The organism is Bacillus cereus group sp. BfR-BA-01310, from assembly GCF_022664325.1.
GTDB classification, from domain to species: domain Bacteria; phylum Bacillota; class Bacilli; order Bacillales; family Bacillaceae_G; genus Bacillus_A; species Bacillus_A paramycoides.
The window spans coordinates 156,980-172,819 of record NZ_JAKUHD010000009.1 but is presented as its reverse complement, the minus strand read 5'-3'; the positions used below and the strand labels follow the sequence as shown (position 1 = coordinate 172,819).

The window sequence follows — 15,840 nt, the reverse complement described above, 5'->3', positions numbered from 1 at the left end:
TTTTCATATTATATTTTAATTATTTAATTTCTATAGAATGAAAAATGTATGCAAAAATTCTTCAAATGTAGAGAAAGATGAGGAAAAGAGATAGAGAGTCTCATCAACGCAATTATATCGTATAATTTATATAAAGAGATTAATTGTAAAGTAATTGCATTTAAAACGGTATGGAGGGACAGAAATATGTTTCAAGGAAAATTAAGGAGTAGTGGTTTAAAAACAAAGTTATTTGTATCATTTATTATTATTTTAATTCTTCCAAGTATTGTAATTGGTTGGACGTCTTATCAACAGGCAAAGACAAATTTTAATGAAACAATTTTACAATCAGCAAAAGATAACATAAAGATTTTAAATAATGTAATTAATAAAGAGTTAGATAGTAAGAAAGTAGACGTAGCATACTTTACAAAGCTATTTACTGGGGCGAGTTATCAAGCTGATCAGCTTCAAAACGTGCAGAATAAATTAGAAGAATATAATAAATTACATCCAGAAATGGAAGCAATCTATACGGGATCTAGTAATGGACAATTTGTTCAATCACCAGCTATTCAAATGCCAGAAGGATATAATCCTACAGAAAGAGAGTGGTACAAAGAGGCAGTGAAAAAAAGCGGAGAAGTGATTATCACCGCTCCATATAAATCAAAAACGACAGGAAATATTGTTATTACAATAGCAAAACAAAATGAGGATAAAAGTGGCGTCCTCGGTATTGATTTAATTATTAATGATATTGTAAACACTTCAAAAATGGTTAATATCGGTAAACAAGGGTATGTTGCAATTTTTGATCAAGATAAAAATGTGGTAGCACATCCAACGTTGAAGCCGGGGGATAAGGTAGAAGAGAAACTTGAAAAGGAACTGTATAAACAAGAAACAGGTGATTTTCAATTTTCATTAGATGGCGAGGATCGCAATATCACTTTTAAAACGAATAAGATAACTGGATGGAAAATAGCAGGGATTATGCCTTCGAAAGAAATTATTCAAGCGGCTGAACCTATTTTCTATAAAACAATAACTGTTCTTGGAATTTCATTAATAATTGGTGGAATTGTAATTTACTTCATAATTGCTTCTATTATTAAACCGTTAAAACAACTTGTTATATCAGCAAGGAAAATTAGCGAAGGTGACTTAACAGAATCAATTACTGTTCGTTCGAAGGATGAAATTGGACAGTTAGGAGAAAGTTTTAATGAGATGGCGGCATCATTACATGATGTAATTTCAAATATTAATACTTCAGCTGGTCATGTAGCAGCTTCTTCGGAAGAATTAACGGCTAGCATGAAGCAAGCAAGTGAAGCGACGGAACAAATTACACAAGCAATGGAACAAGTATCGAGTGGGGCAGAAATACAAACGCGGGAAGTTGAAGAAGGAGCGACTTTGTTAGAAGAAGTTACAGAAGGAATTCAGCGTGTTGCGGATAGTTCTTCATTAGTATCTACAGCATCTATGTATACGAACCAAAAAGCTGAAGATGGTGGAAAGTTAGTTGAGCAAACTGTGAATCAAATGCAATTAATTCATGAATCTGTTTCACAGTCAGACAAAGTCATTTCTTTATTAGATGATAAGTCGAAGCAAATTGGAGCTATTCTAGAAGTGATTCAACATATTGCAGAGCAGACAAACTTATTAGCATTAAATGCTGCAATTGAGGCTGCAAGAGCTGGAGAGCAAGGAAGAGGTTTTGCAATTGTAGCGGATGAAGTGCGGAAATTAGCAGAACAATCGGGACAGTCTTCTACGGAAATTGGCAAGCTAGTGAAAGAGATACAATTTGATATAAAAGAAACTGTAAGCTCTATGAATCAAGTTGGGACAGAGGTACAATCAGGGCTTGTAGTTGCAAATGAAACGAAACAAAGCTTTGTAGAAATATTGAAATCTACAAATGATACAGTTGTACAAATTGATAGTATGGTAGAAGTAGCGAAACGAATGACGATAGATGCAAAACAAGTAAGTGCATCTATTAATGAAATTGCAGCAACGATTGAAGAAAATGCAGCAAGTGTTCAAAATATTGCTGGCTCCTCTGAAGAACAAGTAGCTTCAGTAGGAGAAATAAATTCAGCAGCAGTTCACCTATCGCAAATGGCTGAAGAATTACAAGAGATGATTGGTAAGTTCAAAGTATAATAACAAATATTAAGAAACGAGGTAGTAGTTTTACTTCGTTTCTTTTTTTGTGACGACGATCATGAGATAAATTGAAGAAATATATAGTAATCGTGTTATGATTAAATACGGAAATAAAAGACAGTATTTTCTTTAAATTCTATCTTTATCCCGCTATTTGTGGGCAGTAAGACTCCCACCTCAAAATTCGGCTGTAAAGCAAAGGAGTTAGGTGGGAGATCAACTGCCCGTAAAAGCCCGATTGGTTCAACTAATAATCAGTGGGAGATGAACAAAACCCCCACTGATTAAAGTTTCACTTTATCTATGTTAGGGGAATGGTTTTGAAATTTGAAAAATTAAAACTACAACCGAGAATTACATTAACTATTAGCACGCTTATTCTTGCTGTGCTTCTGTTAACGAGTTATTTATTTTACTATATATTATCTGAAACGGTAGAAGAGCAAATTGGCAAAAGAGCATTGTATGTTGCAAAAACAGTTGCCACTATACCAGAAATTCAAGAAGCTTTCCAAAAGGAAAATCCAAGTTCTATTATTCAGCCAATTGTAGAAAAAATTCGAATCGAAACAGATGCTGATTTCATTGTAGTTGGAAATAAGGATGGCATTCGTTATGCACATCCTAAGCGAGATAGAATAGGAGAAGCAATGGTTGGTGGTGATAATAAAGGCGTATTATTGGAAGGGAAGTCTTATATTTCAAAGGCTACTGGATCATTAGGACCTTCATTACGCGGAAAAGTTCCAATACGTAATCAAGATAATGAAATTATTGGAGTAGTATCTGTTGGTTTTTCGATGGACGATGTTTATCAAGCTGTAGAAGTATATGGTACGCGTGTGTTTTGGATTGCTATAGCTGGTTTATTGTTAGGCATAATCGGCTCTATATATTTAGCAAGAAGCATAAAAAGGATGATGTTTGGGATGGAGCCAGAAGAAATTTCATCCTTATATGAAGAACATAGTACAGTTATTCAATCTGTACGTGAAGGAATTATAGTAATCGATAAAAATGGAATTGTTAGTTTAGTAAATCAAGCGGCATATGACATTCTTTCTTTAGAAAAACAGCAAAATATAATTGGAGAATTTATTTTAAATGTTATTCCTAACTCATCGATACTAGATGTACTTCAAACTGGTGAGGGACAGTTTGATCGTCAATTAAATATAAAGGGAAAGGCTGTTATTGCTAACCGTTTACCTATTAAAGTTAATAATAAAGTAACTGGTGTTGTATCCAGTTTACGTTTGAAATCTGAAATGGACCAATTAACAGCAGAGTTGTCTCAAACGCGGCAATATACAGAAGCATTACGAGCACAAACACATGAATATAATAATTTGTTGTATACGCTTTCGGGTCTTATCCAATTAGAGTCATATGAAGATGCTTTAGAGCTTATTCATAAGGAAACGGCAGTATATCAAGATTTCGTTCAATTTATTATGAAACGAATTCAAAATCCATGGCTAGGTGGAATTTTAATTGGATTTTACAATAGAGCAAGAGAGTTGAAAATTGATTTTGTGTTAGATCGAGAAAGTAGTTTAGAAAAGTTAAGTCCGCATATTGATAGTAATTATGTTGTCTCTATTTTGGGGAATTTAATTACGAATGCATTTGAAGCAATTGAAAAAAATCAAGAGTATGACAAGAAAGTTAGAATGTTTGTAACGGATATTGGAGAAGAAATATTAATTGAAGTGGAAGATTCAGGACACGGGATTCATGATGAAATAATAACAAGCATATTCTATAAAGGTTTTTCGACGAAAGAGGGCGAAAAACGTGGATATGGATTAGCAAAAGTGAAAGAGCTAGTGGAAGATTTAAATGGGAGCATCGCAATCGAAAAAGGGGATTTAGGTGGTGCGTTATTTATCATTGCATTACCGAAAGAGAGAGGCGAATTGTAATGGTTGAGGGGATTGAAGTATTGATTGTAGAAGATGATATTCGGATTGCGGAGATTCATCGTCGTTTTGCTGAAAAAATTGATGGATTTAAAGTGATTGGAACGGCAACGACTGGGGAAGAAGCAAAGGAATGGCTAGAGCTTGTGAAGCCACAGCTTGTTTTATTAGATGTATATTTACCCGATATGCAAGGAACTGAACTCATCACATATATTAGGCATAATTTGCATGATACAGACATTATTATGATTACAGCCGCATCAGAAACAGATGTAGTGCGGCATGCTTTACGAGGCGGGGTAACAGATTATATCGTAAAGCCACTTACGTTTGATCGATTTAAAACAAGTTTAGAAAATTACCAAAAGAAGATCATGAAGTTAAAGGAAAGTGCTCAATTATCTCCAGAACAAATTGAACATCTATGGTCTCAAAGAGGAGTGCAGGCAAATCAAATAGAATATGCCCCAAAAGGGATAGATCCATTAACGTTAGCAAAAATAAAAAAGCATATGCTAACTGTTAATGAAGAGGGAATTACTGCAGAGATGCTAAGCTCAATGGTAGGTGTAAGTCGATCCACAGCGAGGCGCTATTTAGAGTATTTGATTTCTGGAAAGAAAGTGCATGCAGAGCTTATATATGGGAGTGTGGGGAGGCCAGAAAGAAGGTATTTCCGTATTTCTTCATAGGAGACTTTCATAACAATAAAAACAGTAGAGGATTACATTTCCTCTACTGTTTTTTCTAGTATCATCTTATATTGGAATAATCCCAATTACAATTCCAGTAATCAACATAACCATTGTCGTTCCAACAGCCCAAAGTAAAGTAAAGCGTTGGTGTTCACCAAAATCAACTTTGGCCATTCCGACTAATAAATAAGTGGAAGCGACGAGAGGGCTTAGTAAGTGAACAGGTTGCCCGAGTAACGAAGCGCGTCCCATTTCAGCTGCGCTAACTCCATAAGCAGCTGCGGCTTTTGTTAAAATAGGTAATACCCCGAAGTAAAATGCATCGTTGGACATGAAAAATGTAAACGGCATACTTAGAAGAGCTGTAATAATTGGCAGCTGGGGTCCAAGTGCATCTGGTATGAGAGTAACTACACTTTGAGCCATTGCATCTACCATTTTTGTTCCAGATAGAATACCTGTGAAGATTCCAGCAGCAAATACGAGAGAAACAACTGCTAATACGTTTCCAGCATGAGACGCAATACGTTCTTTCTGTTGTTCTAAGTTTGGATAGTTAATCATAACAGCAATTGCAAAAGCGACTGTAAATAAAACAGGTAACGGCATAACTTCTAGTATGAGACAGACGAGTAAGGCAACAGTTAATAAAAAGTTAATCCATAGCAGCTTAGGGCGTTTATGTACTTCAGCTTCGACTGTTGCAGCTTGCTCATCCATTGTTTGTATTTGTTTTAAATACTGTACATCCATAATTCCTAAACGTTTTCTTTCTTTTTTTCCAAGATAGTAGGCAACGAAAACTACCCAAATTGCACCAGCGATCATTCCTGGTATAAGTGGTGTGAAGAGCTCTGATGCATCAAGACCAAGTGCACTCATAACCCGAGCAGTTGGTCCACCCCAAGGTGTAAGATTTGTCACACCTGCTCCTAACATAACAACGCCAGCTAATATAAGCGGATTCATTCCAAGACGTTTATACAGTGGATACATTGCGGAAACAGTAATCATATATGTTGTTGTTCCGTCCCCATCTAATGAAACGATAATAGTAAGGATAGCCGTACCAACAACAATTTTTAACGGATCACCTTTTACAAATTTTAAGATTCTACTAATGACAGGATCGAATAAACCACTATCAATCATAATTCCGAAATATAAAATGGCGAACATAAGCATAATACCAGTAGGTGCTAGCTTTTTAATCCCCTCTAGCATCATAGGGCCCATATTTGCATAAAAGCCACCAATTAATGCAAAAATAATTGGAATTAATATTAATGCTACTAATGCTGACATACGTTTAGTCATAATCAAAAACATAAAGACAAATACCATTACAAATCCGAGTAATGCTAACATGTAATCTCCCCCTCAAAAATGATTGCGCTTTCAAAATAAAGTAAAAATTCAGATAAAAGGTTTTTTATTTATAATAAAAGTTTCAATTCAAATGGTAAATAATTAAAAAAATAACATCATTAGAAGCATAATCTTTATTTTGATCATTTTGTTCACGAGGGTAATTTTGAATTTTTAAAAAGATAATTTACTTCGTACAAGAATGGTAGAATAAGGTGAAAATAGTGAAGTGTGAAGTAGGGAGTAGATTTTGAATGAAAAGAAGAATAGAAGAAATTTATAGTTCATGTGAAGGAAGAGTAGAGGAGATTTTTATTAATGAATCCTCTTACGTATATGAATGGGAAAAATTAATGATGATCCGAAAACACGATGGTGAGCTTGAAAAAATCGGGGTAGGGATCAGTGGAAATATAAGGTTAGTGAATGTAGAGGTTGGACAGGAAATTGATACGGACACATTATTAGTTAAGCTAGAAGATGATTTGTTAATTACTGGTTGTGAATGATGAGAGATGTGTAGAAATAGCTACACATCTTTTTTGTTCCATATATTACAAAAGATACATTGTTTTTTCACAAACCTCACACAACTTTTTGATATGCTCTTAGTTGAGTATAACGAATAGATTTTTAAGAATAATTTATTATTACTAATGGGGAGTATATTGTTCTTTTTAGGGAGGAAATCTGGATGAGAGTAAAGTATGCTGTGCTTGTTATATGTTTATGCTTCTTATTTACAATAGTAGGATGTGGGAAAAAGGACATAGAAGCTATTGCAGTTGATGAGAAAAATGATAAGTGTGATATTTGTCAAATAGGGGTAATGGATAATCAATTCGCAACAGAAATTATTTTAGAGAATGGAAAAGTCTTAAAGTTTGATGATATTGGCTGTATGCATAAATGGATGGATAATAATAAAAATGAGAAGACGAAAGAAAAGTTTGTACGAGACTATAATACGAAAGATTGGGTTCCAATGCAGGATGCAACTTACGTATATGATAAAACAATAACAACACCTATGGCTTATAACGTCATCTCGTTTAAAGATAAAAAGGATGCGGAAAGTTTTGTATCTAAATATAAGGGGAAGGTCCTTTCCGACAAAGAATTATCAGAGCATAAGTGGGAAATGAACAAAGAGATGATGGGGAAACCGAAAAAAGGGAATAGCGGAGGACATTCTCATTAATACGAAGAAGTAGCTAGAGCAAGGACAACCACCCCAAGGTTGTCTTTTTCTATTGCCAGTGAGATGAAAATAGAAAGATAAAAGGTGTAAAATAGTTAGAAGAACAGTTACAATATAAAATAGTGACATCTTTAGGGGAATTAAGGATAAGAAAGATGTACAAGTGTCACCGAAACATGCTAAACTAATTGCTTCATATGTTAATGATGAAGCCGGGCGGCATATCATTCCAAACATGAATTATTTGTTGAGAAAACATGGGCATAAGCGTTCGATGATTCAATTTAAGAAGGAATATAAGGTGCTTATGGATAAATCTATTGAAGAAGAGTTATTGCATGTGATGGAGGAATGGTTAAGAAAACATTATCTTTCATAGGAGCTGTAGTTGTGAGAAAACAAAAAATATTATTATGCATGTTATTAGGACTTTTAATGATGACAGTGGCTTGTGATAAGCAAGAAGATCCTGAATCAAAACCGGTTCAGGTGAAAAATGAAAAAAAGAAGGAAAACCATAAAGAAAAGGAAGAAGCAAAAAAAGAAACAGGTATAAATTTAATGGATAAGCAATTATTACTTTCTGCGACTCTAGGTGATACCGAAACGGCTATGAAGTTGATTAAAGATGGAGCGAATATTAACGTAGAAGGTGATAACGGAGAAACGCCTGTCCTTGCAGCAACGTATCAGAATCATGTAGAGACAGTTAAAGCGTTAATTGATGCGGGAGCTGATATTGAAATTCAAGATGAGAAACAAAGCAGTCCATTTCTTTATGCTAGTAGAGAAGGTTATAAGGATATCGTAAAATTATTAATTAATGCAGGAGCTAATACGAAAGAAACTACTCGGTCAGGTGGAACAGCATTAACTTCTGCATCTGAGCGTGGTCATGTAGAGGTCGTAAAAGAATTATTAGAGCACACAGATATTGATGTGAATTACAAAAATAATCGTGGTGGAACGGCATTATTAGAAGCGATTGTATTGGGAAATGGTAGCGAAAATCATAAAAAGGTAATTCAAATGCTTATTGAGCATGGAGCGGATGTAAATATGGCTAACAGTGAAGGAACTACGCCGCTGCAATATGCTGAAAAAAGAGGGTTTAAAGACATTGCAAATATGTTGAGAGTAGCTGGGGCAAATGAAGTTATACAGCAGCAACCTACAGAGTAATATAAGAGTGAGATAAGAGGCTAAGAAAATAACAGTCATGAAATTATCCCATTTAAATAGACAGAACAAGGAGATCATCCGGCAAGATGGACTCATTGATGTTTATTTAAATGGGATTTTTGTTTTGAGAAGGAGTTCTTTTGTATTTACTCTATGAAGGCTTGTTATAGGAATTTTGTATATGCAGTAACAAAGGAGGATATAGATGAAACTTTCAGAACTTGAATTAATAGCAATTCAGGCAGAGGTTCTATTTGTTCATAATCAAGTAGGAAGAATAAAGAGTGTAAATGAGCATGGAAATCTGAAAGCGCCACGTTTTTTTCTTGGCCGAACTCGGGAGGGGAATATAACGAGATATCATTATAACCTTCATAGTGAAACGGTGAATGAGATTGGGAAATTAATTTCAGAACGTTCAAATCACATAGAGATAGCAAAAATCATTAAAATATTAAATGAGGAAAGAGCGGTGGAGAATATTTGGATGGGGCCTGCTTATAGATTTCCTAATGATTTAATAAAACCAATTAGGACGCTACAAATAACAGGGAAGAATAAAGAACTCTTGCGAGAAAGCTTTCCTAATCTAATAGAACAGATGGAATGGAGGAAACCTTATTTTGCAATTGTTGAAAATGAAAAGGTGGTTTCTATATGCTGTAGTGCAAGAAGTACACTAATAGCTTCTGAAGCGAGTGTAGAAACGTTATCTGAGTTTCAAGGAAAAGGATATGGTTCAGATGTTGTTACGGCCTGGGCGATATCAATACAAGAAGAAAAACGCATTCCACTTTACAGCACGGCTTGGGATAATTTTGCTTCGCAAGCAGTGGCAAGAAAACTAAAACTGAGTAACTATGGTATGAATTTACATATCACTTAAATTCTAAACAAAGTTGTTTTCTGTTGGAGTTTATTCGTATATCTTGATTATTGTAAAAGTAATATGGTGAATATTAACATTCGATTAACACCTAATTAACAATCTATCAAAACTGACTTAATAAATACGTAATATAGTAAAGGTAACAAAATAACTAGGGTAGAGAACATTTGAGAACACCCGCTTACATATAACGTGCCACTTTCTTAAGTGTGCTCTATTCCCTAGAGTTCAAATAAGGAGAAAGGTGTTCTATGTAAGTAGGTGTTTTTAGTTTGGATAAAAATAGAAAAGCTAGGTGAAGTCAATGTTTAAAGAACCTTATATAGCGATGATAAAGGATTGGAAAGGGTATAAAACATACAAAAAATTACCGAAAACAGTTTTCCTTATGACTGGTTCAATGTTGGAGTTACCAGAGCGTGTATATGAATTACAGAAAAATGGACATGATGTATTTCTTCATTGTGATTTTATACAAGGGCTAAATACGAATACAGAGGAAGCACTTTTGTATATACAAGATGTTATTGGTGCACAAGGTATTATTTCGACAAAGGGGTCGACAATTCGAAATGCCAATAAGATTGGATTGAAAACGATTCAACGTATTTTTATCGTTGATACTTTATCTCTTACAAAATCAATTGAAAATTGTAAAACGACTAAACCGAATGCAGTAGAGATTATGCCTGGTATTATGCCTTCTATTATTAAACAGCTAGCAGAGGAAATAGAATTTCCTATTATTGCAGGCGGACTGATTCAAACTCGAGAGGATGCAGAAATTGCAATTCGTGCAGGAGCAAGTGCGATTTCAACAAGTCATTATGAAGTATGGATACAAGACGAAAAAAGGAGTGCAATCTTGTGATTGAATTGAAAAATGTATTAAAGGTATATAAAAACGCGGAAGAGACAGCGGTTAAGGATGTATCGGTTCACATTAAGAAGGGAGAATTTTTTGTTTTAGTTGGACCTTCGGGATGTGGGAAAAGTACATTATTACGAATGATTGCTGGCTTAGAAGGAATTTCTTCGGGAGATTTAATTATTAATGAGCGTGTTGCAAATGATTTAGAGCCGAAAGATCGTAATCTATCAATGGTATTTCAAAACTATGCGTTATATCCACACTTATCTGTAGAAGAAAATATTTTATTTGGCCTTAAGGTAAGAAAAGTACAGAAAGAAGAGCGGCAAAAACGATTAATGGAAGCTGTTGAAATGGTAGGACTAAAAGAGTATGTGAAAATGAAACCAGGCCAATTATCAGGTGGACAAAGACAGCGTGTTGCGCTTGCTAGGGCGATTGTGAGTCAAGCACCGATTTGCTTAATGGATGAGCCGCTTTCGAATTTAGATGCGAAATTGCGTGCGCAAATGAGGATTGAAATTAGAGAAATTCAGCAACGATTAGGAATTACGATGATTTACGTTACTCACGATCAAATTGAAGCGATGACTATGGGAGACCGCATTATGGTTTTAAATAAAGGAAGTATACAGCAAGTTGGAACACCGCTTGATATATATAACGAACCAGCAAATGAATTTGTTGCAAGTTTTATAGGTTCTCCTTCTATGAATATGAATGATGGGGAAGTGGATAAAGAAAAAGGTGTATTGCATATAGGCCAATTGCAAATTCCGTTATCTATTGGACAGTTAAAGCAATTACCAGAAGGAATTATTCGAATAGGCATGCGTCCTGAGCATATTGCATTGTCTGAGGAAGGACAAGAAGTTACGCTGCAATCTGTAGAAGTATTAGGGAATGAATCTATTTTAAACTTTTCGGTAAATGGGGCAACTTGGAGTGCAAAAGTCATCGGACAGTTACTCTTGAACAAAGGTGACAAAGTAAAATTATTATTCTCGCAAGAAAAACTATGCTTCTTTCAACAGAAAACGAATGAACGATTAAAAGTGGTAGCTGAAGAAGAGCTGAAAGTGGTGGCGAAATAATGATTGAGGTAGGGAAATTACCAGCTCAAACAAAAGTGTCAAAAAAGAAGGCATTATGGGGGAGAACGAAAGATTTAAGAATAGGATTATTATTTTTAGCACCATCTATTTTATTGTTTTCGATTTTTCTTTTCTATCCATTGTTTAGGACGATTTACTATAGTTTTTATTTAACAGATATACACGGAGAAGCTAATCTTTTTGTTGGCTTGGAAAATTATCAATATTTATTTTCTGATCCTGCTTTCTACAAAAGTATAAAGTCAACTTTATTATTTGTTTTATATACAGTACCTACTAGTATTATATTCGCTTTATTTCTTGCATTAATTGCAAATGAGAAAGTAAGAGGTATTGGATTATTTCGGGTGCTCTTTTCCTCAACGATGGGCATATCAGTAGCTGCGAGTGCAGTGATTTGGCTATTTTTATTTCATCCAAGTGTGGGGTTATTTAATAACATATTAGCCTCTATGAATCTCCCTGCGATTGCATGGTTAACGAGTCCGGACTGGGCATTGTTTTCTGTATCGGTTACAACGGTTTGGGTGAATACAGGATTTGCATTTTTAGTTATATTAGGTGGTTTACAAAATGTTGATACGTCTTTATATGAGAGTGCATCTATAGATGGTGCGAGCTATTTATATAAGCTTCGCCGCGTTACATTACCGATGTTATCACCAACGTTATTTTTTATTGTAACAGTAACTTTAATTAGTGCATTTCAAAGCTTTGGACAAATCGATATTTTGACGCACGGTGGACCGAACGATGCAACGAATTTAATTGTGTACTCGATTTATAAAGAAGCATTTGTGAATCATCAATTTGGAACAGCAAGTGCACAAGCGATGGTATTATTTGTTTTCATTTTCATTGCTACATTACTTCAATTCAAGTTTGCAGAGAGAAAGGTGCATTATAAATGATTGTTAAACAGTGGAAACAAAACTTCCTATTATACATACTGCTCATTATTAGTGCAGTGATGGTGTTTTTTCCTGTACTCTATGCGTTTTTAATAAGCTTTATGACACCAGATGATATTCAAATGAGAAGGTTATTTCCGACTCAATTTACTTTTGATAATTTCATTAATATCTTTCAAAAAGTACCGCTTTTTACGTACTTATATAACAGTTTAATTGTATCGACAGTTGTTATGATTGGACAACTTATCGTATCAAGCTTAGCTGCTTATGCTTTTGTCTTTCTTCAGTTTAAAGGAAGAAACTTTATTTTTTTCCTGTTTATTTCAACGATGCTTATTCCGTGGGAAGCAACGATGGTACCAAACTTTTTAACGATTCAAAATTTCGGATGGATCAATAGCTTTGCTGGGATGACAGTACCGTTTTTTGCAACAGCCTTCGGTATTTTCTTACTACGTCAGCATTTTATGACACTTCCGAATGAACTGAAAGAAGCTGCTTTTATTGAAGGGATTGGAAATTTAAGGTTTTTATTCAGCGTTGTAATTCCATATTGTAAAACGAGTTTTATTACGCTTGGAGTATATAGCTTTTTAACAACATGGAATATGTATTTATGGCCGCTCTTAGTGACCACTGATGAAAAAGTAAGAACAGTTCAAATTGGTGTGAAGCAGCTCCAGTCTCAAGAAGTTGCAACTGATTGGGGAAGTGTAATGGCTGGTGTTACTGTTATCGTCATTCCAACGTTGATTTTACTATTTTTAGGGCAAAAGCAATTGCAACAAGGATTAACAAAAGGTGCAATTAAATAAGCATACATAAGAAAAGGTGGGATTGAGATGAGTTTATTGAAAAAAAGTGCCGCTCTTTTGATGGCAGCCACAATGGCGTTAACCGGGGCAGCTTGTTCAAGTAGTAAAACAGAGGGGAAATCTGAAGCACAGGCAAAAGTAGCTCCTGTTGAAAAAAATGGTGATAAAACTGTAATTCGCTTTTGGCATGCGATGGGTGGAAAAACACAAGGTGTGCTAGATGGGCTTGTTGCAGACTATAATAAGTCACAGAATAAATACGAGATAAAGGCAGAGTTCCAAGGAACATACGAAGAGTCTTTAACGAAGTTTAAAACGATATCTGCAACGAAAGAAGCGCCAGCTCTTGTTCAATCAAGTGAAATTACAACGAAATATATGATTGATAGCAAAAAGATTACGCCTATTGATACCTGGATTAAAAAAGATAAGTACGATACATCAAAATTAGAAAAAGCAATTACGAATTATTACTCAGTTGATGGGAAAATGTATTCTATGCCATTTAATTCATCTACACCAGTATTAATTTATAATAAAGATGCTTTCGCAAAGGCTGGGTTAGATCCAGAGAAAGCTCCGAAAACATATGCGGAATTAAAAGAAGTAGCTAAAAAGTTAACGATTAAAGAAGGCGGAAATGTAAAACAATATGGATTCTCCATGCTGAACTATGGATGGTTCTTTGAAGAATTATTAGCGACACAAGGCGGTCTATATGTGGATAATGAGAATGGGCGAAAAGATGCAGCAACGAAAGCGGCATTTAACGGAAAAGAAGGGCAAAAAGTATTTGGGATGTTAGATGAATTGAATAAGGCTGGTGCATTAGGAAAGTATGGAGCAAGTTGGGATGATATTCGTGCCGCATTCCAATCTGGACAAGTTGCTATGTATTTAGATTCTTCAGCTGGTGTTCGTGATTTAATTGATGCATCTAAGTTTAACGTTGGTGTTGCATATATTCCATATCCAGAAGATACGAAACAAAATGGTGTTGTTATTGGCGGAGCGTCATTATGGATGACGAATATGGTTTCAGAAGAAGCGCAGCAAGGTGCTTGGGACTTTATGAAATATTTAACGAAACCAGACGTACAAGCAAAATGGCATACAGCAACAGGGTATTTCTCAATTAATCCAGATGCATATAATGAACCGTTAGTAAAAGAACAATATGAAAAGTATCCACAGTTAAAAGTAACGGTAGATCAACTGCAAGCAACGAAGCAATCTTCAGCAACGCAAGGGGCATTAATTAGTGTATTCCCAGAATCACGAGATGCAGTTGTGAAAGCACTAGAAGCAATGTATGACGGGAAAAATAGTAAAGAAGCGTTAGATGAGGCTGCAAAAGCAACAGATAGAGCCATTAGTATTTCAGCTCGTACGAGTCAAAAATAAAAGAAAGCCGTGTCCTTCTTAAGGATACGGCTTTCTTTATAGGGAGATAAGGGATCAAAGAAATGATGAAGTCTTATCTCTTTTATATGAGCAAAGGGTCTAGAACGAATCTTGTCCTTTTCATTATTTATTTAACTCCATTGCAACTTGTTTGCCATTTACGAAAACCTCTGCCACCGCTACTACAACTTCCATCACTTTTTTCATATCTCATCTCTCCTTGTTTTTTGTTTCATTTCTTACTTTTAGTATAAGGAAATGCAGTAATTACAACTATCGAATTGGATGACAAGAGACTTACATTGTTGTAAGGATAATAGTTTTATTTGTAATAAATGCTATTTTGGATTAGGATTCAGAAATTTCTGTTGTTTTAATCTATAATTAGAAAGAGAGTGGTTTAGAAAGAGGGGGAAGAAATGAGGAGAATACTTGTTATTAGTGATATTCATGGAGAAATAGAAAAGTTCGAGCAGTTATTGGAAGAAACTCAATATAATGCAAAGCAGGATCAACTAATTTTATTAGGTGATTATGTAGATCGTGGTCCAAATGCGCGTGCTGTCATTGAAAAGGTAAAAGGGTTAAAAGAAGAGGGAGCTTTCGTTTTAAAGGGAAATCATGAAGATATGATGATTAAAGCGTTAACGACAGATGAGGAGCGCTCGTGGAATCATTGGGTAAAAAGAAATGGTGGAGATAAAACATTATATAGCTATGGGTTTGTAGAAGAAGATATTGAGGTTAATGAGGAAGACTTCCAAAAGCCAATTTTACAATCTCATATATTAGAGGAACATGTAAAGTTTATTCAAGAATTAGATCATTACATTGAAACAGAAGAGTATATATTTGTACATGCTGGTGTTGAGCCGCTGAAACGAGTTTCTGAATCTGAACCATACACTTTAATGTGGATACGTAATGAGTTTCATAGTGGGTATAGTGGCGAAAAGGTTGTTATATTTGGACATACAGAAACAAAGACGCTTCATGGTAATGATGATTGTGGAGTGTATTTTGGTAGTAATCGTATTATAGGTATTGATGGCGGGGCTGTGTATGGTGGGCAGTTGAATTGTTTGGAGTTGCCGAGTAAAAAGGTATATGTAGTAAAAGATTGAAAGAAATAAGGATTTCCTTATTTCTTTCAATCTTTTATTAAGGCAAAGTTAAGAAATGGACTTTATAATAAAACTTCAAAATTCTATCGAATCCAAATTCTTAGATGGAAATAGTTAAAAAAGCGATTGTATAATGTGGCTACTTTCTTTCGTTATTAAGAGAAGTGATGT

General features: G+C 34.9%; 15 protein-coding genes and 1 pseudogene. 15 read left to right on the top strand and 1 reads right to left on the bottom strand.

What is annotated here, in order from left to right; translation table 11 throughout:
* Positions 1–186: 186 nt before the first annotated feature.
* The 4 genes and pseudogenes from MR109_RS30435 to MR109_RS18700 form a co-directional block, all read left to right on the top strand.
* A pseudogene (locus MR109_RS30435) lies at positions 187–1,224 on the top strand (HAMP domain-containing protein); the annotation flags it as partial.
* Entirely contained in the window at positions 1,216–2,163 is a 948-nt protein-coding gene (locus MR109_RS30430; protein ID WP_374202579.1) for a methyl-accepting chemotaxis protein, read from the top strand. The pseudogene MR109_RS30435 and the gene MR109_RS30430, both read left to right, overlap by 9 nt.
* A 323-nt stretch (positions 2,164–2,486) precedes the next feature.
* Complete coding sequence (locus MR109_RS18705; protein WP_025149736.1) at positions 2,487–4,091, top strand: ATP-binding protein; 1,605 nt, start codon at positions 2,487–2,489, stop codon at positions 4,089–4,091.
* The gene (locus tag MR109_RS18700) at positions 4,091–4,783 is read left to right on the top strand and encodes a response regulator (RefSeq protein WP_071717518.1); all 693 of its coding nucleotides are present in this window, start codon (positions 4,091–4,093) and stop codon (positions 4,781–4,783) included. The genes MR109_RS18705 and MR109_RS18700 overlap by 1 nt, the downstream gene beginning before the upstream one ends.
* A 66-nt stretch (positions 4,784–4,849) precedes the next feature.
* Here MR109_RS18700 and MR109_RS18695 read toward each other — a convergent pair whose 3' ends face one another.
* On the bottom strand, positions 4,850–6,154 hold the full coding sequence (locus MR109_RS18695) for a CitMHS family transporter (protein WP_242273488.1): 1,305 nt from the start codon (positions 6,152–6,154) through the stop codon (positions 4,850–4,852).
* A gap of 254 nt (positions 6,155–6,408) precedes the next feature.
* On the opposite strand from MR109_RS18695, the gene MR109_RS18690 reads away from it, so the two are divergent.
* From MR109_RS18690 to MR109_RS18640, 11 genes are all read left to right on the top strand, one after another.
* The gene (locus MR109_RS18690; protein ID WP_025149739.1) at positions 6,409–6,663 is read left to right on the top strand and encodes a hypothetical protein; all 255 of its coding nucleotides are present in this window, start codon (positions 6,409–6,411) and stop codon (positions 6,661–6,663) included.
* Between the two features lie 185 nt (positions 6,664–6,848).
* On the top strand, positions 6,849–7,355 hold the full coding sequence (locus MR109_RS18685; RefSeq protein ID WP_071717520.1) for a nitrous oxide reductase accessory protein NosL: 507 nt from the start codon (positions 6,849–6,851) through the stop codon (positions 7,353–7,355).
* Between the two features lie 163 nt (positions 7,356–7,518).
* Entirely contained in the window at positions 7,519–7,734 is a 216-nt protein-coding gene (locus MR109_RS18680) for a hypothetical protein (RefSeq protein ID WP_025149741.1), read from the top strand.
* Positions 7,707–8,537, top strand: coding sequence for an ankyrin repeat domain-containing protein (locus tag MR109_RS18675; protein ID WP_116500264.1), 831 nt, complete (start codon positions 7,707–7,709; stop codon positions 8,535–8,537). The genes MR109_RS18680 and MR109_RS18675 overlap by 28 nt, the downstream gene beginning before the upstream one ends.
* Positions 8,538–8,742: 205 nt before the next feature.
* A complete protein-coding gene (locus tag MR109_RS18670; protein WP_242273486.1) occupies positions 8,743–9,423 on the top strand; it encodes a GNAT family N-acetyltransferase in 681 nt (226 codons plus the stop codon).
* A gap of 307 nt (positions 9,424–9,730) precedes the next feature.
* A complete protein-coding gene (locus tag MR109_RS18665; RefSeq protein ID WP_048370635.1) occupies positions 9,731–10,297 on the top strand; it encodes a glycerol-3-phosphate responsive antiterminator in 567 nt (188 codons plus the stop codon).
* Complete coding sequence (locus MR109_RS18660; RefSeq protein WP_071717523.1) at positions 10,294–11,391, top strand: ABC transporter ATP-binding protein; 1,098 nt, start codon at positions 10,294–10,296, stop codon at positions 11,389–11,391. The genes MR109_RS18665 and MR109_RS18660 overlap by 4 nt, the downstream gene beginning before the upstream one ends.
* Positions 11,391–12,323, top strand: a complete 933-nt coding sequence (locus MR109_RS18655) for a carbohydrate ABC transporter permease (RefSeq protein WP_025149746.1) — start codon at positions 11,391–11,393, stop codon at positions 12,321–12,323. Before MR109_RS18660 ends, MR109_RS18655 begins: the two co-directional genes overlap by 1 nt.
* Positions 12,320–13,141, top strand: a complete 822-nt coding sequence (locus MR109_RS18650) for a carbohydrate ABC transporter permease (RefSeq protein ID WP_002174787.1) — start codon at positions 12,320–12,322, stop codon at positions 13,139–13,141. The genes MR109_RS18655 and MR109_RS18650 overlap by 4 nt, the downstream gene beginning before the upstream one ends.
* A gap of 27 nt (positions 13,142–13,168) precedes the next feature.
* Positions 13,169–14,545: an ABC transporter substrate-binding protein gene (locus tag MR109_RS18645; RefSeq protein ID WP_242273484.1), complete on the top strand. Its 1,377-nt coding sequence runs from the start codon at positions 13,169–13,171 to the stop codon at positions 14,543–14,545.
* A 419-nt stretch (positions 14,546–14,964) separates the two neighbouring features.
* Positions 14,965–15,669 (top strand): metallophosphoesterase family protein, encoded by a 705-nt coding sequence (locus MR109_RS18640; protein ID WP_071717525.1) that lies wholly within the window; start codon positions 14,965–14,967, stop codon positions 15,667–15,669.
* The last annotated feature ends 171 nt before the right edge of the window (positions 15,670–15,840 follow it).

Excerpts from the sequence above, each read along its gene's own strand:
- MR109_RS30430 (WP_374202579.1), top strand. The coding sequence starts at position 1,216 with ATGGCGGCATCATTACATGATGTAATTTCAAATATTAATACTTCAGCT.
- MR109_RS18675 (WP_116500264.1), top strand. The coding sequence starts at position 7,707 with ATGGTTAAGAAAACATTATCTTTCATAGGAGCTGTAGTTGTGAGAAAA.
- MR109_RS18655 (WP_025149746.1), top strand. The coding sequence starts at position 11,391 with ATGATTGAGGTAGGGAAATTACCAGCTCAAACAAAAGTGTCAAAAAAG.
- MR109_RS18700 (WP_071717518.1), top strand. The coding sequence starts at position 4,091 with ATGGTTGAGGGGATTGAAGTATTGATTGTAGAAGATGATATTCGGATT.
- MR109_RS18690 (WP_025149739.1), top strand. The coding sequence starts at position 6,409 with ATGAAAAGAAGAATAGAAGAAATTTATAGTTCATGTGAAGGAAGAGTA.
- MR109_RS18685 (WP_071717520.1), top strand. The coding sequence starts at position 6,849 with ATGAGAGTAAAGTATGCTGTGCTTGTTATATGTTTATGCTTCTTATTT.
- MR109_RS18650 (WP_002174787.1), top strand. The coding sequence starts at position 12,320 with ATGATTGTTAAACAGTGGAAACAAAACTTCCTATTATACATACTGCTC.
- MR109_RS18640 (WP_071717525.1), top strand. The coding sequence starts at position 14,965 with ATGAGGAGAATACTTGTTATTAGTGATATTCATGGAGAAATAGAAAAG.
- MR109_RS18645 (WP_242273484.1), top strand. The coding sequence starts at position 13,169 with ATGAGTTTATTGAAAAAAAGTGCCGCTCTTTTGATGGCAGCCACAATG.
- MR109_RS18665 (WP_048370635.1), top strand. The coding sequence starts at position 9,731 with ATGTTTAAAGAACCTTATATAGCGATGATAAAGGATTGGAAAGGGTAT.
- MR109_RS18670 (WP_242273486.1), top strand. The coding sequence starts at position 8,743 with ATGAAACTTTCAGAACTTGAATTAATAGCAATTCAGGCAGAGGTTCTA.
- MR109_RS18695 (WP_242273488.1), bottom strand. The coding sequence starts at position 6,154 with ATGTTAGCATTACTCGGATTTGTAATGGTATTTGTCTTTATGTTTTTG.